The 17,496-nt window shown below is 73.3% G+C and carries 16 protein-coding genes, 1 tRNA gene and 1 riboswitch; of the genes, 7 read left to right on the top strand and 10 right to left on the bottom strand.

From position 1 onward, the window contains the following. Positions 1–80 precede the first annotated feature (80 nt). The 5 genes from OG580_RS19110 to OG580_RS19090 all read left to right on the top strand — a co-directional run bounded on the left by OG580_RS19110 (position 81) and on the right by OG580_RS19090 (position 5,833). On the top strand, positions 81–1,529 hold the full coding sequence (locus OG580_RS19110) for an MFS transporter (protein ID WP_267044880.1): 1,449 nt from the start codon (positions 81–83) through the stop codon (positions 1,527–1,529). Between the two features lie 254 nt (positions 1,530–1,783). Then, positions 1,784–2,968, top strand: a complete 1,185-nt coding sequence (gene lhgO, locus OG580_RS19105) for an L-2-hydroxyglutarate oxidase (protein WP_267044879.1) — start codon at positions 1,784–1,786, stop codon at positions 2,966–2,968. Between the two features lie 213 nt (positions 2,969–3,181). Beyond that, a complete protein-coding gene (gene trmB / locus OG580_RS19100) occupies positions 3,182–3,901 on the top strand; it encodes a tRNA (guanosine(46)-N7)-methyltransferase TrmB (RefSeq protein ID WP_267048056.1) in 720 nt (239 codons plus the stop codon). A 113-nt stretch (positions 3,902–4,014) separates the two neighbouring features. Further along, positions 4,015–5,316: a PrsW family intramembrane metalloprotease gene (locus OG580_RS19095; RefSeq protein ID WP_267048055.1), complete on the top strand. Its 1,302-nt coding sequence runs from the start codon at positions 4,015–4,017 to the stop codon at positions 5,314–5,316. Positions 5,317–5,416: 100 nt separating this feature from the next. Then, entirely contained in the window at positions 5,417–5,833 is a 417-nt protein-coding gene (locus OG580_RS19090; protein ID WP_267044878.1) for a peptidoglycan-binding protein, read from the top strand. 71 nt (positions 5,834–5,904) lie between these two features. Here OG580_RS19090 and OG580_RS19085 read toward each other — a convergent pair whose 3' ends face one another. The 9 genes from OG580_RS19085 to OG580_RS19045 form a co-directional block, all read right to left on the bottom strand. Further along, positions 5,905–6,849, bottom strand: coding sequence for an aldo/keto reductase (locus OG580_RS19085; protein ID WP_267044877.1), 945 nt, complete (start codon positions 6,847–6,849; stop codon positions 5,905–5,907). A gap of 62 nt (positions 6,850–6,911) precedes the next feature. Next, entirely contained in the window at positions 6,912–8,075 is a 1,164-nt protein-coding gene (locus OG580_RS19080; RefSeq protein WP_267044876.1) for a M23 family metallopeptidase, read from the bottom strand. Positions 8,076–8,086: 11 nt separating this feature from the next. After that, a riboswitch (cyclic di-AMP (ydaO/yuaA leader) is annotated at positions 8,087–8,233 on the bottom strand. Between the two features lie 202 nt (positions 8,234–8,435). Next, positions 8,436–9,635 (bottom strand): PP2C family protein-serine/threonine phosphatase, encoded by a 1,200-nt coding sequence (locus OG580_RS19075; RefSeq protein ID WP_267044875.1) that lies wholly within the window; start codon positions 9,633–9,635, stop codon positions 8,436–8,438. Between the two features lie 146 nt (positions 9,636–9,781). Next, positions 9,782–11,029 carry an MFS transporter gene (locus tag OG580_RS19070; RefSeq protein WP_267044874.1) on the bottom strand — a complete coding sequence of 416 codons (1,248 nt, stop codon included), beginning with the start codon at positions 11,027–11,029 and terminating at the stop codon, positions 9,782–9,784. Further along, positions 11,026–12,066, bottom strand: coding sequence for a PLP-dependent cysteine synthase family protein (locus OG580_RS19065; RefSeq protein WP_267044873.1), 1,041 nt, complete (start codon positions 12,064–12,066; stop codon positions 11,026–11,028). The genes OG580_RS19070 and OG580_RS19065 overlap by 4 nt, the downstream gene beginning before the upstream one ends. A 90-nt stretch (positions 12,067–12,156) precedes the next feature. After that, positions 12,157–12,537: a hypothetical protein gene (locus tag OG580_RS19060; RefSeq protein ID WP_267044872.1), complete on the bottom strand. Its 381-nt coding sequence runs from the start codon at positions 12,535–12,537 to the stop codon at positions 12,157–12,159. A gap of 131 nt (positions 12,538–12,668) precedes the next feature. Beyond that, positions 12,669–13,409 (bottom strand): MerR family transcriptional regulator, encoded by a 741-nt coding sequence (locus OG580_RS19055; RefSeq protein WP_267044871.1) that lies wholly within the window; start codon positions 13,407–13,409, stop codon positions 12,669–12,671. A 116-nt stretch (positions 13,410–13,525) separates the two neighbouring features. Then, positions 13,526–13,599: transfer RNA gene (locus OG580_RS19050), tRNA-Met, on the bottom strand. Positions 13,600–13,650: 51 nt separating this feature from the next. Beyond that, complete coding sequence (locus OG580_RS19045; RefSeq protein ID WP_267044870.1) at positions 13,651–14,145, bottom strand: rhodanese-like domain-containing protein; 495 nt, start codon at positions 14,143–14,145, stop codon at positions 13,651–13,653. Between the two features lie 219 nt (positions 14,146–14,364). Here OG580_RS19045 and OG580_RS19040 point away from each other — a divergent pair, with 219 nt between their 5' ends. Together OG580_RS19040 and OG580_RS19035 are read left to right on the top strand one after the other, a co-directional pair. Then, positions 14,365–15,363: a sigma-70 family RNA polymerase sigma factor gene (locus OG580_RS19040; RefSeq protein WP_267044869.1), complete on the top strand. Its 999-nt coding sequence runs from the start codon at positions 14,365–14,367 to the stop codon at positions 15,361–15,363. A gap of 6 nt (positions 15,364–15,369) precedes the next feature. Then, positions 15,370–16,884 carry a DUF1254 domain-containing protein gene (locus OG580_RS19035; protein WP_267044868.1) on the top strand — a complete coding sequence of 505 codons (1,515 nt, stop codon included), beginning with the start codon at positions 15,370–15,372 and terminating at the stop codon, positions 16,882–16,884. A 7-nt stretch (positions 16,885–16,891) separates the two neighbouring features. Here the strand turns inward: OG580_RS19035 and OG580_RS19030 are convergent, their stop codons facing one another. Then, the gene (locus tag OG580_RS19030; RefSeq protein ID WP_267044867.1) at positions 16,892–17,485 is read right to left on the bottom strand and encodes a phosphatase PAP2 family protein; all 594 of its coding nucleotides are present in this window, start codon (positions 17,483–17,485) and stop codon (positions 16,892–16,894) included. Positions 17,486–17,496: the final 11 nt, after the last annotated feature.

Here is a 17,496-nt window from a genome sequence, read left to right as displayed (position 1 = left end):
CGAACTACGCTGTGTTTACGAATGCCGCACGCCTATGCCCGGCGTCGTGGCGGCCGTCTGGGTTGTCGAGGGGTGGCGTCATGTCCAGGGAGCAACGCGGGCCGAACGAAAAGCTCGGCACGGTTCTCGCCCTCGCGGGAATCAGCAACGCCGGGCTCGCCCGGCGCGTCAACGACCTCGGCTCACAGCGGGGCCTGACGCTTCGGTACGACAAGACCTCGGTGGCCCGGTGGGTGTCGAAGGGCATGGTGCCGCAGGGCGCCGCCCCGCATCTGATCGCCGCCGCGATCGGCCAGAAGCTCGGCCGGCCCGTGCCGCTGCACGAGATCGGGCTCGCGGACGCCGACCCTGCGCCCGAGGTGGGGCTCGCCTTCCCGCGTGACGTGGGTGAGGCGGTCCGCTCGGCCACCGACCTGTACCGGCTGGATCTCGCCGGTCGGCGGGCCGGAGGCGGCGGCATCTGGCAGTCGCTGGCCGGGTCCTTCGCCGTGAGCGCGTACGCGACGCCCGCCTCCCGTTGGCTGATAACCCCCGCCGACCCGTCGGTGGAGCGCGAGGCCCCCCGCTCCGGGGCGGGCCGGGGTTCCGCCGTCGCGGCGGCCGCGGAGCACGCGCGCGTGGGTCACAGCGACGTCGCCAAGCTGCGCGAGGCCGCCGAGGACGCGCGCCGCTGGGACTCCAAGTACGGGGGTGGGGACTGGCGTTCGTCGATGGTCCCCGAGTGCTTACGCGTGGACGCGGCACCGCTGCTGCTCGGCTCGTACTCGGACGAGGTCGGCCGCGCGCTCTTCGGGGCGACCGCCGAGCTCACCCGCCTGGCCGGCTGGATGGCCTTCGACACCGGGCAGCAGGAGGCCGCCCAGCGCTACTACATCCAGGCCCTGCGGCTCGCCCGCGCCGCCGCCGACGTGCCCCTCGGCGGCTACGTCCTCGCCTCCATGTCCCTCCAGGCCACCTACCGGGGCTTCGCCGACGAGGGCGTCGACCTCGCCCAGGCCGCTCTCGAACGGAACCGGGGGCTCGCCACCGCCCGCACCATGTCCTTCTTCCGGCTCGTCGAGGCCCGTGCGCACGCCAAGGCCGGCGACGGGCCGGCCGCCGCCGCCGCGCTGAAGGCCGCCGAGGGGTGGCTGGAGCGGTCCCGGGCGGGCGACGCCGACCCGACGTGGCTGGGCTTCTACTCGTACGACCGGTTCTGCGCGGACGCCGCCGAGTGCTACCGGGACCTGAAGGCACCCCGCGAGGTGCGTCGCTTCACCGAGCAGGCGCTGTCCCGGCCGACGGAGGAGTTCGTCCGCTCGCACGGGCTGCGGCTCGTCGTCTCCGCCGTCGCCGAGCTGGAGTCGGGCAATCTGGACGCGGCCTGCGCGGCGGGCACGCGCGCGGTGGAGGTGGCGGGGCGGATCTCCTCTGCACGGACGACCGAGTACGTACGGGATCTGCTGCACCGGCTCGAACCGTACGGGGACGAGCCGCGCGTCGTGGAGCTGCGGGAGCGGGCCCGGCCGCTCCTCGTCGCGCCGGTGTGAGGCCCTGTGTGGGCTGCGCGGCTCACGTGGGCCGCGCGGCTCGCCTGGGCTGCGCGGCTCGCGTGGACCGCGTGGCTCGCCTGGGCTGTGCGGCTCGCGTGGCCTGTGTCGCCCGCGTGGGCTGTGTCGCCTGTGGCGTCTGTGGCGTCTGTGGCGCGTGTGCGATCCACGTGACGCGCGTCTCGTGAGGCCGCGCGAGGTTTCACGGGATTGTCAGTGGGCCAGTGCACTATCGGGGGTGGGAGGTGGCGCTGGTGTTTGACTGTGACGTGCTCGTGATCGGCGGTGGGATCGTCGGTCTGTCGACGGCGTACGCGCTGACGCGTGCCGCCCCCGGCACCCGGGTCACGGTCCTGGAGAAGGAGCACGCCCTCGCGCGGCACCAGACCGGGCGCAACAGCGGGGTGATCCACAGCGGGATCTACTACCGGCCCGGTTCGCTCAAGGCGCGGTTCGCGGTCGAGGGCGCGGCCGAGATGGTCAAGTTCTGCGCGGAGTGGGGCATTCCGTACGAGGTGACGGGGAAGCTCGTCGTCGCCACCGCGCGCGAGGAACTGCCCCGGCTGCACGCACTCGTGCAGCGCGGCCGGGAGAACGGCATCCCGGTGCGGGAGCTCGGCCCGGCGCAGATCAGCGAGTACGAGCCGCGGGTGCGGGGGCTGGCCGCGATCCATGTCGGCACGACCGGAATCTGCGACTACACCGCCGTCGCCGAGCGGCTCGCGGAGGCCTCGGGGGCGCGGATCCTGTACGGGGCGGAGGTCGCCGTGATCGACCGGCGCCCCTGGGGTGTCGCCGTGCGGACCGCGGACGGGCGGGTCGTGCGGGCGCGGGTCCTGGTGAACTGCGCGGGGCTGCACTGCGACCGGATCGCGCGGCTCGCGGGCGACGACCCGGGGATGCGGATCGTCCCCTTCCGTGGGGAGTACTACGAGCTGGCGGACCCCTCGCTCGTGCGGGGCCTGGTCTATCCGGTGCCGGACCCGGCGTTCCCGTTCCTCGGGGTGCATCTGACCCGGGGCGTCGACGGCGGCGTCCACGTCGGGCCGAACGCGGTACCGGCGCTCGCCCGCGAGGGGTACGGCTGGTCCGTCGTCCGCCCGCGCGAGCTGGGCGCCACGCTGGCCTGGCCCGGCTCGTGGGCGATCGCCCGCGACCACTGGCGGTACGGGGCGGGTGAGCTGCGGCGCTCGGTGTCGAAGCGGGCCTTCACGGCGGCGGTACGGAGACTGCTGCCGGTGGTGGAGGAGTCCGACCTGCGGCGCGCGGCGCCGGGGGTGCGGGCGCAGGCGGTGCTGCGGGACGGGACGCTGGTCGACGACTTCCTGATCCGGGAGGCGCCGCGGACGGTGCACGTGCTGAACGCGCCGTCGCCGGCGGCGACGGCTTCGCTGCCGATCGGGCGGGAGGTGGCGGGGCGGGCGCTGGCGCGGTTGTAGCTCCACGGTTGCAGCTCCGCGGTTGTAGCTCCGCGGGTGGTGGACGGCGGCGGGTTGCGGCCCGTGAGCCCCGCCCGGGCCCGCGCCCTCTCCCCCGTGGCCCCGGGCAAGGGCGTCGCGATCGTAGAATCGGACATTGTGTCCGAGCAGCCAGAGAACGCCCCGCAGTCCGCCGCCGAACCCGCCCAGCCTGTCGCGCGGCGGGGCAGTCGGATGTTCGCCCCCGGTGAGGGGCCCCTGCCCGATCCCGCCGGGGCTCATCACGAGCGGCGGATCCGGAGCTTCCAGCCTCGGCGGAGCCGTGTCACCTACGGGCAGGCCGAGGCCATGCTGAAGCGGTGGCCCGACTGGGGCCTCGACATCGACGGCAAGCGGATCCTCGACCTGGGCGAGATGTTCGACGGGCTTCCGGTCGTCCTGGAGATCGGTTTCGGCATGGGCGAGGCGACCGCGCAGATGGCCGCCGCCGACCCCGGCACCGGCATCCTCGCCGTGGACGTCCACACCCCCGGCCAGGGCAACCTCCTCGGCCTCGCCGACCGCAACGGCCTCACCAACGTCCGGGTCGCCAACGGCGACGCGATCATCCTGCTCCGCGAGATGCTCGACAAGGACTCCCTCGACGGCTGCCGCGTCTACTTCCCGGACCCGTGGCCCAAGGCCCGCCACCACAAGCGGCGCCTGATCCAGCCCGAGTTCCTCAGCCTGCTCGCGACCCGGCTCAAGCCCGGCGGAGTGCTGCACTGCGCCACCGACTGGGAGTCGTACGCCGAGCAGATGCTGGAGGTGCTCTCCGCGCATCCGGACTTCGAGAACACGCTCGCCGACGGCGGCTTCGCGCCCCGCCCGGACTTCCGGCCCCTGACCCGCTTCGAGGGCCAGGGCCTGGACAAGGGGCACGTCGTGCACGACCTCCTCTTCCGGAGGAAGTGACAGGGAGTGCGTCACTCCGTCGCCCGGTGTCGGTGGGGGTCGTTAGGGTCGCTCACGTGTCGAATCCCGCCCCCGCCGAAGCCGAGACCGACGGCAGAGCCGAAGCCGACAGCGTGACCGCGCCCGTTCCGCACCGGGACAGCGACGAGCCGGCGTTCCCGGCCGCCGCCGACCGGTCGCAGTGGCGCTACCGGCCCCGCCGCACCTTCTGGCGCAGCCGGCTGGTCCGGGCCGTCGCCGTGGTCACCCTGCTCGTGCTCTGCGCCCTGATCATCCTGGCGATGGTCCGCGAGCAGACCGGCACCGAGGGCTTCCTCGTCGGCCTGGGCCTCGCGGTGCTTCCCGTACCGCTGCTGATGGCCACGTTCCGCTGGCTCGACCGGGTCGAGCCGGGCCCCTGGAAGAACCTGCTCTTCGCCTTCGCGTGGGGCGCCTTCGCGGCCGCGCTGGTCGCGATCCTGGCGAACTCCTTCGCGGTCCGCTGGATCGCGACGGCCACCGCCGACCCGGACTCGGCGGAATCCCTCGGCGCCACGGTGATCGCGCCGGTCGTGGAGGAGAGCGCGAAGGCCGTCGCGATCCTGCTGCTCTTCCTCTTCCGCCGACGGCACTTCGGCGGGCTCGTCGACGGGGTCGTCGTCGCCGGTTTCACGGCGACCGGCTTCGCCTTCACCGAGAACATCCTCTACCTCGGGAACGCCTTCGGGGAGGACCAGGAGTTCGGCTCCTCCGGCCTCGGTTCGGTGACCGTCGCGACCTTCTTCGTACGGGTCGTGATGTCGCCGTTCGCGCATCCGCTCTTCACCGTGCTCACCGGCATCGGCTTCGGCCTCGCCGCGCTCGCGCCGCGCGGGAAGCGGATCCGGCGGGTACTGCTGCCGATCGCCGGGCTGCTGCTCGCCATGGGCATGCACGCCGCGTGGAACGGCGCGGCCACCTTCGGCGGCCCGCTGGCCTTCTTCGCGGTGTACGGGGGCTTCATGGTCCCCGCCTTCGGGCTGCTGACCTGGCTCGCGGTGTGGAGCCGGCAGCGCGAGCTGCGCACGATATCCGGGGAGCTCCCGGCGTACGCGGCGGCCGGCTGGCTCTCCCCCGCCGAGCCCCTCGCGCTCTCCTCGATGCACGCCCGCCAGCTGGCCCGCGCCTTCGCCGCCCGGACGTACGGTCCTCCGGCGGCGCAGGCCGTCGGCGAGTACGAGTCCTTCGCGACGACCCTCGCGTTCCTCCGGGACCGGGCCCGGCGCGGCACGGCGGGCCCGGACTTCCCGGCCCGGGAGCAGGAGCTGCTGCACCACCTCTGGCAGCGCCGGGCGGTCGCCTCGCCCGCGCTCACGTACGCGGCGCGGGCGACGGGCCGGGTGTGGGCGCCGCCCCAGTACCTGGACTACGGCGGCTACAACCCGTACCGGAGCTGATCGGGACCGTCCCGGGACGTCTCATGGCCGTGGGACAGCCCCACGGATGTCGAACGTAAGTACCGTCGTTCTCGAAGATCATCCGAGAACGGAGACACACGTGCTCAAGAAGATCGCGGCCAAGGTGGGCCTGTCACTCGGTGTGGCGGCCCTGGTCGTCGGGGGAACGAGCGGCACGGCCGGCGCCGTCGAGGGCGCCGGGTACGTCGGATACGGGTACACCACCAGCGGCGGGGCGGTCTGGTGCGCCCAGACCCTGGTCAACGACGCCGCCAGGAAGGCCGGCCGCGCGCAGATCGCCGAGGACGGCCAGTGGGGCCCCAAGACCGATGCCCAGATCCGCTGGTACCAGCAGTGGACCGGCAGCGAGGTCGACGGGATCGTCGGGCCGGAGACGGGCAACCTCCTGCTCTTCTTCGGCGACAAGGACTACGGCGGTGAGTACGGCCACTGCTACTGGTACCTGCCCAGCGACTGGCGGCTCGGGGCCATGGGCGTCCCCACCCACCTGACCTGATCCGGTGCGGTGGCGCCCCCGGCCCGGCACCCGCCGGGCCGGGGGCGCCGTCGTTCAGGCCGACGCCTCCGTCAGGCCGACGCCTCCGTCAGGAGCGTCAGCTCCGCCTCGGTGAGGGTCAGCTCCGTGGACGCGACCAGGGCCGGGAGCTGCTCGACCGTACGGGCCGAGGCGATCGGCGCGGCGACGGTCGGCCGGGAGGCGAGCCAGGCGAGGGCGACGGTGGCGAGCTCGGCCTCGTGCGCCTCGGCGACCGTGTCGAGCGCGGAGAGCACGGCCCGGCCCCGCTCGGTGTCCAGGTGCCCGCCGGCCCCGGCGGCCCGGACGCTGTCGACTGCGGCTCCGGGGCGGTACTTGCCCGTGAGGAAGCCGGAGGCGAGCCCGTAGTACGGGACGGCGGAGAGTCCGGCGCTCTCTACGGTCTCCAGGAGCGGGCCCTCGTAGGTGTCGCGGGAGACCAGGTTGTAGTGCGGCTGGAGCGCCACGTACCGGGCGAGGCCCTCGGCCTCCGCGAAGTCGAGCGAGGCGCGCAGCCGCTCGGGGGAGATGTTGGAGGCGGCGACGGCCCGCACGGTGCCGTCCTTCACGAGCTGGTCGAGAGCGGTGACGATCTCCTCGACCGGGACCGTCTCGTCGTCGAAGTGCGTGTAGTACAGGTCGATGTGGTCGGTGCCGAGGCGGCGCAGCGACTCCTCTACGCCCGCCTTGATGGTGGTGGCGGAGAGCCCCTTGAAGTGGGGGTGGGCGCCGACCTTCGTGGCGACGACGATGTCGTCGCGGTTGCCCCGGGAGGCGAGCCAGCGGCCGATGACGGTCTCGGACTCGCCGCCCTCGTTGCCCTCGGCCCAGGCGGAGTACATGTCCGCGGTGTCGACGAAGTTGCCGCCGGCGGCGGCGTAGGCGTCGAGGACGGCGAAGGACTGCGCCTCGTCGGCGGTCCAGCCGAAGACGTTGCCGCCGAGGGCGAGCGGGAAGACGTGCAGGTCGGAGGAGCCCAGCGGGCGGAGGGAGGCCATGAGGTGGTCAACCCTCCGCGACGCCGGGACTATTCCGTTCGGTCCCTCGGGACCTCAGGGCGTCAGATCGAGAGGCCCTTGGAACGGAGCCAGGCCGCCGGGTCGATGCCGTCGCCGCCGCCGGGGTGGATCTCCAGGTGGAGGTGCGCGCCGCTGACGTTGCCGGTGGCGCCGACGCGGCCGATCGTCTCGCCGGTGGTCACGGTCTGGCCCGCGCCCACCGTCATCGAGGAGAGGTGGGCGTACCAGACCTCGGTGCCGTCCTCCAGCTCCAGGACGATCCGGTAACCGTAGGAGCCGGACCAGCCCGCCGACTTGACGGTGCCGCTGTGGACCGCCTTGAGCGGGGTGCCCGTGGGGGCGGCGAAGTCGAGACCCGTGTGGTAGCCGGAGGACCACATCGAGCCGGACTGCATGTAGGTGGCGCTGATGCTGTACGAGGAGAGGGGCATCGAGTAGCTCGCGGCGAGCTGGGCGAGGCGCTCGGCCTCCGCCGCCGCGGCCTGCCGCTCGGCCTCCGCCTTGGCTTCCGCCTCCGCCTTGGCCTTGGCTTCCGCCTCGGCCTTCGCCTTCGCCTCGGCGGCCGCCTTCTCCGCGGCTTCGGCCTTGGCAGCGGCCTCGGCCGCGGCCTTCTCGGCCGCCGCCTTCTCCGCCGCGGCCTTCTCGGCGGCGTCGGCGGTGGCCTGCTGCTGTTCGGCCTGCTGGAGGATGCGGGCGCGCAGGACCTCGCCGGCGTCGGTGGTGCCGACCGTGGTCCGGGTGGTGTCGGTGGCCTGGGCCGTCCGGACGGTGCCGTCGGTGTTCTCGCCGGCCGGGGTGACGTACGTGGCGGCGGTCAGCGGGTTCGCGTTGGCGCCGGTCCCCTCGGCGTAGTCGCGGTACTGCTCGTCGCTGTCGTCCGCGAAGAACTCGCCGACGCCGGGGAGGTCCTTGGCGTCCGGGAGGTCGAGGTCCGGGAGGTCGGGGAGCGATATCGCCACCGGCGGCTTGTCCTGCGCGGTGGCGAGGCCGCCCGCACCGACGGCCGCGATGACGCCGACGCCGAGCACGGTGGAGGAGCGGGCGAAGTTCGAGCGCTGCTTGACGACCCGGTGCCGGCCGCCGGAGCGGCTCTCGGCGCGGAGGGAGCCCTCGGTGGGGTTCCACTCGGTGTCCGGAGCGGCAGGACCCGCACCGCCACCGAAAGCATCGAAGGGGGCTTCGGGTGCGGGGGTGTTGGACGCCACGAAGGCGCGCTCCTTTCCTTCCTTCTCGCCTACCGGGTTAGCTGACGGGTTCGGAGCAGGAAGGTCTCCTACGGGCACGGTCGCACAGGTGCGAAAGGCCCGATTCACCCCAAGTAGTGGTTCCCCGGTTCCTTTTCAGGATTCGGCGCGTGCGCACGGTGCCGCCTCTTGCGACGGCTGGGACGACCGCGCTGCGTTATCGAACGTTAATAGACAGGGGGTCCCGATTCCAAGCCGTTCCCGGTGATCGTTCATTGAATTGGTGGGGAATCGCCCGAGTTGACCCCCCTTCAGAAAAGGCATGGCCGAACCGCCGCGATCTGACGTTATGTCAATTGTTATCGCAGTGACACCCCTCGACTACGCCTGGTGACCGGGCTCGCCCGGCGGCACCACCGTCATCGTCCGGCGCCTCTCCGGCTGCCCCGTCGCCGGCCTGCTCACCGCGAGCAGCGCCATGTCGTCCGTCGACCCGCCACCCGTGTGGAGCCGTACGTCGTCCACGAGCGCGTCGAGCAGCTCCTCCGGCCCCGGGAAGATCCGCCCGGCGAGCCGCTCCGCCGGGTCGTAGAAGACGCCCGCCGCGTTCCGCGCCTCGGAGAGGCCGTCCGTGTAGAACAGCAGCGTCGCGCCCTGCGGGTACGGCCGCTCCTCCGCCCGGTCGGGCCACGCCGCCAGCTCGCCCATGCCGAGCGGCAGCGCCGACTCCGCCGGATCCAGGACGTCCAGGCCCCCGTCCACGTACAGCAACAGCGGCGGCGGATGACCGCGGTTGACGACCCGTACGACCCCGGCGTCGCCCTCGCCCCGGCGCGGGATCTCCGCCAGGACGGCCGTGGTGAACCCCTCGAAGGCGTCGAGCCCGTCCCTGCGGGTCCCCTCCCGGGCCAGCGCCCGTTCGAGGCGCTGCGCCACGCCCTCCAGGCTCCGCTCCTGCTCGGCCGCCTCGCGGAAGGCCCCGATCACGACGGCGACGGCCTCGACCGCCTCCATCCCCTTGCCCCGTACGTCCCCGACCACGAGCCGCACCCCGTGCGGGGTGTCCTGCACCGCGAACAGGTCACCGCCGATGAACGCGTCCGCCTGCGCCGCCTCGTACCGCGCCGCGCACTGCAGCCCGCCGATCCGCTCGGCAGGCATCGGCAGCACCGCCTTCTGCGCGGTCTCCGCGATGACCCGCGCCGAGGCCAGCCGCTCGCCGCTGCGCCGCACGACCCGGTTGACGAGCATCGCGAGCACGGAGACGGTCACGACGGTGAGGGTCTCGGTGAGGGCCGAGACCTCGGTGGCGGTGCCGTTGTAGAGGTGCAGCCCGATCGAGGCGAGGACGGCGGCGATCCCGGTGACCAGGGTCGTGAGCGTCGAGAAGAAGGGCGCGGCGATCAGCGGCGCGGCGGAGAAGAGCGGCGCGGCGGTGTACGAGGGCGGCGTCGACACGTCGAAGGCGACCCCGCCGATGATGAGCAACGTGGGCAGCGCACGGAGGAAACGCCGGGCACCGCCGTACGGGCCGCCGCGCCCGCCGCCCGCCGCGCCCGCTGGTTTGAGGGGGTGCCCCACCTGTGCTCTCCTGACCCGTCCGTACGGGCTGCGCTGTCCGTACCGGCCGCGGTCTCCGTACCGGCCGCGGCCTCCGTACCGCGTCCTCCCAGGGTGGCCGCCGCCGCACCCGGCGGCGACCTCCACGGGGCCGACTGGCGTATCCCCTAGGCGGCGTCCCCGGCCCCCGCCCCGACCCCCGCCCCCGCCTCCGCGAGGCGGCCGCCGCGGGCCAGGAGGGCCACCGCCGCCGCGCACACGAGACCGACCGCGCACAGCGCCAGCCACGGCACCGCCGACCACCCCGTGACGTCGAGCAGCGCGCCCGTCCCCAGGTTCCCGAGGGTGATCCCGATCCCGCAGACGGTGTTGTAGAGCCCGTAGTGGGTGGCCACCCAGCGCCCCCGGGCGAGGGCGACGACGGTGTCCATCTCGTACGGGTAGAGCACCGCGTTCGCGACGGCCAGGACCGCCGCGCAGAGCAGCAGCCCCACCGCGCCCCGGCCCAGGGCCGCCGGGACCAGGAACGCCCCGCCCATCAGGGCGAGTCCGAGGACCAGGCACCGCTCGCGGTTCAGCCGGCGCCGGCACCAGGCCGTGATCCGCAGCTGCCCGGCGAGCGCGACCAGCGCCGAGACGACGAACAGCGCCGTCGTGAGCCCCGTGCCGTCCGCCGCGAGCGGCAGCGCCAGGTAGACCTGGAAGGACAGCACGTACGAACCGGTCATCGCGAGCGAGAAGAGCCAGAAGGTCCGGTGGGAGAGGACCGTACGGAACTGCCCCCGCTCCCCCTTCTCCGCCGGTGCGGCCGCCCCGCCGCGCACGGGCAGGTGCCTGAGCTGTACGAGGGTCAGGCCGGCGAACAGGACGGCCGCCACCGTGCACGTCAGCCGGAACGACACCCCGGTGAGCGCCACCCCCACGAGCGGCCCGAGCAGGATGCCCGCCTGGTAGTACGTGTGGAACAGCGCGAAGGCCTCCACCCGGCGCTCCTCCCCCGCCTCCGCCGCGAGGCAGGCCCGCACCGCCGGATTGAACAGCGCCCCCGCGAGCCCGGTCGCGAGCGAGGCGGCGATCAGCATCGGCAGCGACTGCGCGAAGGCGAGCGCCCCGAAGCCGACCGTCCGCAGGGCGCAACCGGCGACGATGAGCGGCTTGAAGCCGAGCCGGTCGGCGAGCGCCCCGCCGACCAGGAACATGCCCTGCTGGGAGAGGTTGCGGGCGCCGAGGACGAGACCGACGGCCCAGGCCGCCATGCCGAGCCCGTCCGCGAGGTGCGCGGCCAGGTACGGCATCAGCATGTAGAAGCCGAGGTTGATGGTGAGCTGGTTGAGGAAGAGCAGCCGGACCGCGGGGTCGAAGGTACGGCTCTGCTTCCAGATGCCGCCCCGGGAGGGCGCCGTCGTGGTGCTCAACGCCCCGGCCCCTTCCGGTCCAGGCCCTTGCGGGTCCAGCCGTCGACGGGCGTGTCCGGCGCGTACGCGGCCGGGTCCTCCCGCACCGGCCCGTCGAGGAGCCCGTGCGCCGCGCAGAACTCGTCGTTGAAGACGGTGTCGAAGTACCGCTGCGGCCCGTCGGGGAAGACCGCCGCGATCCGGGTCCCGCGCGGCCGGGTGCGGGCCAGCCACCCGGCGACCAGCGCGACCGCGCCCACGCTCCAGCCTCCCGTGGCGAACTGACGCGAGGCCAGTCGGCGGGCCGCCCGTACCGCCTCCGCGGGAGCCACCCAGTGGATCTCGTCGAAGGCGCCGTGGTCCACGTTGGCCGGGTGGATGGAGGAGCCGAGGCCCCGCATCAGCCGCTCCCCGGCCGGCAGGCCGAAGACGGTGGAGTCGATCGAGTCCACGCCGACCAGCTCCAGGGCGGGGCTGCCGCCGGCGCGCAGCGCGCGGGAGATCCCGGCCGAGTGGCCTCCGGTGCCGACCGCGCAGACGAGGACGTCGACCCGGTCGAGCTGCTCGGACAGCTCGGCGGCGAGCCCGGCGTAGGCGTCGCAGTTGTCGGGGTTCCCGTACTGATCGGGCCACCAGGCCCCGTCGAGGCGCAGGAGCAGCTCGGCGACCAGGTCCATCCGGGCCTGCTGCCAGCCGCCCCGCGGGCTGGGCTCGCGGACGACGTGGACCCGCGCGCCGTGGGCGACGAGCATCCGCTCGACGATCGGTTCGAGGCCGGGGTCGGTGACGACGTGCACGGGATGGCCGTGGAGCACGCCCGCGAGGGCGAGTCCGAGGCCGAGGGTCCCGGAGGTCGACTCGACGATCGGCGCGCCGGGCCGCAGCTCACCGCGGCGGCGGGCCTGTTCGACCATGTAGAGGGCGGCACGGTCCTTGATGCCGCCGAAGTTGAAGCCTTCGAGCTTGGCCCAGTAGCCGTCGTCCGTCCACAGGACGGGAGTGTTGCCGACGGTCTGCACGGCGGCGGGCAGCGTGGTGCCGAGGAGCGGATTGCGCATGGGGGACACGTCCTTGAGGTGGTACGCCGAAAGGAGCCTGGTCGCGCGGGTGCCGGGGCGTGCCGTGCACGCTCCGGCCCGGGGCCCGGCTCAGTTCCGGTTCACTCCGAGGGCGATCAGCAGACGGCCCGGCTCCGGGCCGGGTCCCGCTCGGCCCCGGACGCAGCGCGCGCGGGGGTCGGTGCGGAGGTCCGCCGCGTACGACGACAGGGTCACGGCCCCGCCGGCGTCCGGCGCGGCGAGCTGCGAGGCGGCGGTCTGCGCGGGCAGGTGGGCGTCGAAGGACCAGGCCTCCCCGGACCGCTCGCAGCCGTGCGGCAGAGCGGGAGCGGAGACGGTCGCGGTGCCGGAGGCGGGCAGCAGGTGCCCGTGCGTGCCGTGGCAGACGCTCACCAGGAGGGCGAGGAGCGCGAACAGGACGAGGACGGCGGGCGCCCGCCGTCGCACGTCACTCACGCTGCCGTCACTCATGGTGCGCGTGAGACTACGGTGGGGGAGTGTGCACCGGCAAAGCGACGGGCACGGTTTTGGCCACCGTTTACTTCCCCCTACTTCCGGCAGTCGGGGCCAGGGCCTTCCGACCTTGATCCGCCGGACACCCCCTAGAGGTTCCGCTCCGCGTAGACCGCCATCGCGTCCCGGACGAGGATCGCGGTGCCCTCGCCGTGCTTGTCGTAGTTCGCGGTGAAGCGCGGGTCGTCGACGTACATCCGGCCGAGCCCGATCACGTACTCCTTGGTCGGGGTCGCGGTGGCCGACAGCCACGCGACCTGACGCCGCACGATCGCCTGCACCTCGTCGCTGTCGGCGGCCAGGCCGTCCCGTACCGCCTGCCCGAAGTCGCGGGCGATGCCGGCCTGCTCGTCCAGGAACGCCTTCCTCCCTTCGGCGTCGAGCGAGCGCCACCAGCGGTCGCCCTTCTCGTACGCCTCGCGGCCCCAGCGTTCGGTGACCTCACCCTCGTACCGCGTGTGGTCGAAGCCGTCGAAGACTTCCTCTGCCATGAGCTCTTCTCCCTTCTCGGTCTTGTGGAGAGTGGTGCGCACGGCCTCGATCTGCCGGCCGATGCGCTCCCGCTCCTGCTCCAGGAGGAGCAGATGGGTGCGCAGCGCGGCGGACGGGTCGCGCTGGCCCTTCAGGACCCCGGCGATCGCGGGCAGTGAGAGCCCCAGCTCGCGCAGCAGCAGGATGCGCTGCAGCCGCACGAGCGCCGCCTGGTCGTAGTACCGGTAACCGTTCGCGCCGATCCGGCTCGGCTCCAGCAGTCCCCGCTCGCCGTAGTGGCGGAGGGTGCGGCTGGTGGTGCCGGCCTTCCTGGCGATCTCTTGGATCGACCACTCCATGCCGAGAACGCTAAATCTTGACGTCGCGTCAAGGTCAAGCGGACTTCGCCGCGACCCTGCGGGCAAACGACGAAGACCCGGATCCACAAGGATCCGGGTCTTCGTTTGCTACTGAGTAGCGGGGACAGGATTTGAACCTGCGACCTCTGGGTTATGAGCCCAGCGAGCTACCGAGCTGCTCCACCCCGCGTCGGTAAACACGACTCTACGTCATGACCGGCGCAAACGTGAAATCGGTTTCTCAGCAGCCGCAGTCGTCGGAATCCACCGGCGCCGTGAGCGGGTCCGCGGCCTTCTCCGCGGGCCCTTCCCACGTCTCGTACGCAAAGCCCTCACGGACCCAGTACTCGAAGCCGCCGAGCATCTCCTTCACCTGGAAGCCCAGCTCGGCGAGGGCCAGCGCGGCGCGCGTGGCGCCGTTGCAACCGGGGCCCCAGCAGTACGTGACGACCGGCACGGACGTGTCGAGCAGCTGCTCGGCCTGCTCGGGGATGAGCGCGGTCGGGAGGTGGAGGGCGCCGGGGACGTGCCCCTGGTCCCAGGAGGCGGTGGAGCGCGAGTCGATCACGACGAAGCCCGGGTCCGTGCCCTCGGCGGTCGCGGTGGCCAGGGCGGAGGCCACGTCGGAGACGTCGGCGTGGAAGGCGAGGCTGGCGGAGAAGTACGCGGCAGCGGCGGCGGGAGAGGCCGGCGGGGTGCGGAGTACGGGGTTGACCTGCGTCGTTGTCGTCGTCATGGTGATCAATCTACGGACGAAGATCATCGTGTTGAAGTAGGGAATCACGGTGGTCGGGGGCTTCGGCCGGGGAATCCCGGGCGCTCGCCGCGCGGCGGCGGGGATCTCACGTACCGGAACCGTTTCACCACGTCTCCGCTGTCACATCGGCAGGGTTTCTTCCGTCATGAGGGCATGACGGGACGCGAAGGGGGAGATCGACGAGTGAACGGTGATCCGATGAACGGCGACCCGAACGACGGCATCGGGGCCGGGGCCGGGGCTGGAGCCGGGGCCGGGGCCGGGGCCGGAACCACGACCAGGACCGACGTCGGTGCCGGTGCCGACAAGGAGCTTCTCGCGCGGCGCTTCGAAGCCGACCGGGGCCATCTGCGGGCCGTGGCCTACCGGATGCTGGGCTCGCTCGGCGAGGCCGAGGACGCCGTCCAGGAGGCCTGGTTCAAGCTCAGCCGCGCCGACATCAGCGCGGTGGAGAACCTCAGCGGCTGGCTGACCACGGTCGTCGGCCGCGTCTGCCTCGACATGCTGCGCTCCCGCGGCTCGCGCCGCGAGGACCCGCTCGAGTACTACGTCCCCGACCCGGTCGTCCGCCTCCCCGACGCCGGCGACCCCGAGCGCGCGGCGGAGCTCACCGAGTCCGTCGGCCTCGCGCTCCTCGTCGTCCTGGAGACCCTCTCGCCGGCCGAGCGCCTCGCGTTCGTGCTGCACGACATGTTCGCCGTCTCCTTCGACGAGATCGCGCGGATCGTGGACCGCACCCCGGCCGCGACCCGCCAGCTCGCCAGCCGGGCCCGCCGCCGGGTGCAGGACGCCTCCCCCGCCCCCGGGCCGGACGCGCGCCGCCAGCGGGAGATCACCGACGCCTTCCTCGCCGCCGCGAACGGCGGCGACTTCGAGGGCCTGCTCGCGGTCCTCGACCCCGACGTGGTGCTGCGGGCCGACGGCGGCAGGGTCCTCGCCGCCGCCTCCAAGGTGGTGCGGGGCGCCGAGGCGGTCATCTCGCAGGCGCTGCTGTACGCGAAGTTCCGTCAGGCGGTGATGCCGGTCGTGGTCAACGGCGCGCCCGCGTTCCTGTCGGTCGTCGACGGCCGCCCGGCCGTGCTCATGGCGTTCACGATCGCCGGGGACCGGATCGTCGGGCTCCAGATCCTCGCGGACGCGGAACGGCTGGCCACGCTCGACCTCTCGGCGGAGGACCTGGCCCGCGCGACCTTCTGAGGCCGCTTGCGCCGACCGGGGCGGCTCCGGGGCGGGGCGACCTCGCCGTACGAGCGGTACGAGCCGTACGAGCCGTACGAGCGGTACGAGCGGTACGAGCGGTACAGGCGGTACGGGCGGTACGGGCGGCGGGCGCACCGCATGCGGGAGGGAACCATTCGTGCGATTTTGTACGAGTTGGTTCCCTCCTGTCCCGTAAAGGTGGCCACTGTGCAGATGACCCCCGAGGAGGCCCGCCGGACGGCGGCCGAGGCCTGGATCTGGGGCTACCCGCTCCTCCAGAACTACCGCACGATGTACGCGCAGGCGATCGACTCCGACGACCCCCGGTACGTGGGCGGCTTCGGCCGTTTCCGGCACTACTCGGAGCCGTTCACCGCGGCCAACACCGACGTCGTGACCCCGAACAACGACACCCCGTACTCCTGGGCCTGGCTCGATCTGCGAGCCGAGCCCGTCGTGGTCTCCGTCCCGGCCGTCGACCGCTACTACGTGCTGCCGTTCCACGACCTCGACACCTCGTACGTCGGCTACGTCGGCGCCCGGACGACCGGCCAGGCCGCGGGCGACCACCTGCTCGCGGGCCCCGGCTGGAGCGGCACCGTCCCCGAGGGCGTCGCGGGCGTGCTGCGCGCCGACACCTTCCTGGTCGGCGTCGTCGGCCGCACCTACCTGTCCGGCCCCGAGGACGTACCCGCCCTGCGCGCGATCCAGGAGCAGTACCTGCTGCGTCCCCTCTCGGCGTACACGGACACGGCCGCGCCGCATCCCGTCGACGAGCCGGTCTGGCCGGTCTGGCGCGAGGAGGACCTCGGGAACGTCGAGTTCTTCACGCTCCTCGACTTCCTGCTCCGGTTCTTCCCCGTCCTGGAGCAGGAGCGTGACCTGCGCGACCGCCTGACGGCGCTCGGGGTCTCCGGCACGGGCGAGTTCGAGCCGTCCGCGCTCGCCCCCGAGCTCCGTACGGCCGTCGAGCAGGGCATCACCGACGCCCGCGCCCGGCTGGACGACGCCGAGCGCACCACCCGGGTCTCCACCCACCTCTTCGGCACCCGCGCGGAGGTGGGCGACGCCCCCCTCGTCCGGTCGGTCGCCGCCGGAATGGGGCTGTACGGGCTCCCCTCGGCCGAGGCCTGGTACGGAGGCTGGCTGGCGGACGACCGCGGCCACCAGCCGCCGGACGCCGCCGACCACGACCACGTCGTCCACTTCCCCGCCGGACAGCTGCCCCCGGCCCGCTTCTTCTGGTCGGCCACCATGTACCGGCTGCCCGAACGGCTGCTCGTCGACAACGAGATCGCCCGGTACTCGATCGGCGACCGGACCCCCGGGCTCGTGTACGACGACGACGGCGGCCTCACCCTGTATGTACGGAAGGACCGCCCGGCCGACCCCAAGCAGGCCGCGAACTGGCTGCCCGCGCCCGACGGCCCCTTCACGGTCGTCATCAGGGTCTACGGCCCCGACCCCTCCGTCCTGGACGGCGGCTGGCAGCTCCCGCCGCTCGCCGTCGCCGACTGACGACGGGTCACCTCTCCCCGGCGTGGACCCAGGTCACGGCCGCCAGGGAGACGGCGGCGCTCGCGACGCCGAGGACGGCGCCGGCGGCGACGTCACCCGGGTAGTGCACCCCGGTGTGGACCCGGGAGTAACCCACGGCCGACGCCAGCACCGCGAGGGGTACGGCGGCGACGGGCAGCACGACACCCACGGCGGTGGCGAAGGCCACCGCCGAAGCGGTGTGCCCGGAGGGGAACGAGGCCGATTCGGGCATGGGCACGTGACGGCCCACCACCACCCGGGCCGCCTCCCGGTCCGGCCTCGGCCTGCGGACGAGCCGCTTGCCCAGCAGATTGGCCGAGGCCGAGGCCACGGCGATCGCCCCGGCGCCCGCGAGCGCGGCCCTGCGCGGCCGGCCCGGGACCAGGGCGAGCACGGCGGCGACGGTGAGCGAGATCTTGGAGTGGTTCGCCGCGGTGGAGAGCCGGCGCAGCCGCGTGTCGAGCGTGGGCGTCGGGGTGGCGGCCACGGCCGCGTAGACGGCGCCGTCGACGGCCCGGAGGTCGTGCAGGACCGCCTGGAGACTCCCGGGCTCCGCCATCTCCGCTGTCATGTCCGTCATGCGCCGGCTCC

It is taken from the genome of Streptomyces sp. NBC_00094 (assembly GCF_026343125.1).
Taxonomy (GTDB): domain Bacteria; phylum Actinomycetota; class Actinomycetes; order Streptomycetales; family Streptomycetaceae; genus Streptomyces.
The sequence above is the reverse complement of the archived record's forward strand: the minus strand, read 5'-3'. Positions and strand labels throughout refer to the sequence as shown.

What these genes read in the sequence shown, in the direction of transcription:
- OG580_RS19085 (WP_267044877.1), bottom strand. Translation starts at nt 6,849, where the DNA reads ATGGCCTCCCTCCGCCCGCTGGGCTCCTCCGACCTGCACGTCTTCCCG.
- OG580_RS19110 (WP_267044880.1), top strand. Translation starts at nt 81, where the DNA reads ATGTCCAGGGAGCAACGCGGGCCGAACGAAAAGCTCGGCACGGTTCTC.
- OG580_RS19045 (WP_267044870.1), bottom strand. Translation starts at nt 14,145, where the DNA reads ATGACGACGACAACGACGCAGGTCAACCCCGTACTCCGCACCCCGCCG.
- OG580_RS19030 (WP_267044867.1), bottom strand. Translation starts at nt 17,485, where the DNA reads ATGACGGACATGACAGCGGAGATGGCGGAGCCCGGGAGTCTCCAGGCG.
- OG580_RS19055 (WP_267044871.1), bottom strand. Translation starts at nt 13,409, where the DNA reads ATGGAGTGGTCGATCCAAGAGATCGCCAGGAAGGCCGGCACCACCAGC.
- OG580_RS19060 (WP_267044872.1), bottom strand. Translation starts at nt 12,537, where the DNA reads ATGAGTGACGGCAGCGTGAGTGACGTGCGACGGCGGGCGCCCGCCGTC.
- OG580_RS19040 (WP_267044869.1), top strand. Translation starts at nt 14,365, where the DNA reads ATGAACGGCGACCCGAACGACGGCATCGGGGCCGGGGCCGGGGCTGGA.
- OG580_RS19065 (WP_267044873.1), bottom strand. Translation starts at nt 12,066, where the DNA reads ATGCGCAATCCGCTCCTCGGCACCACGCTGCCCGCCGCCGTGCAGACC.
- trmB (WP_267048056.1), top strand. Translation starts at nt 3,182, where the DNA reads ATGTTCGCCCCCGGTGAGGGGCCCCTGCCCGATCCCGCCGGGGCTCAT.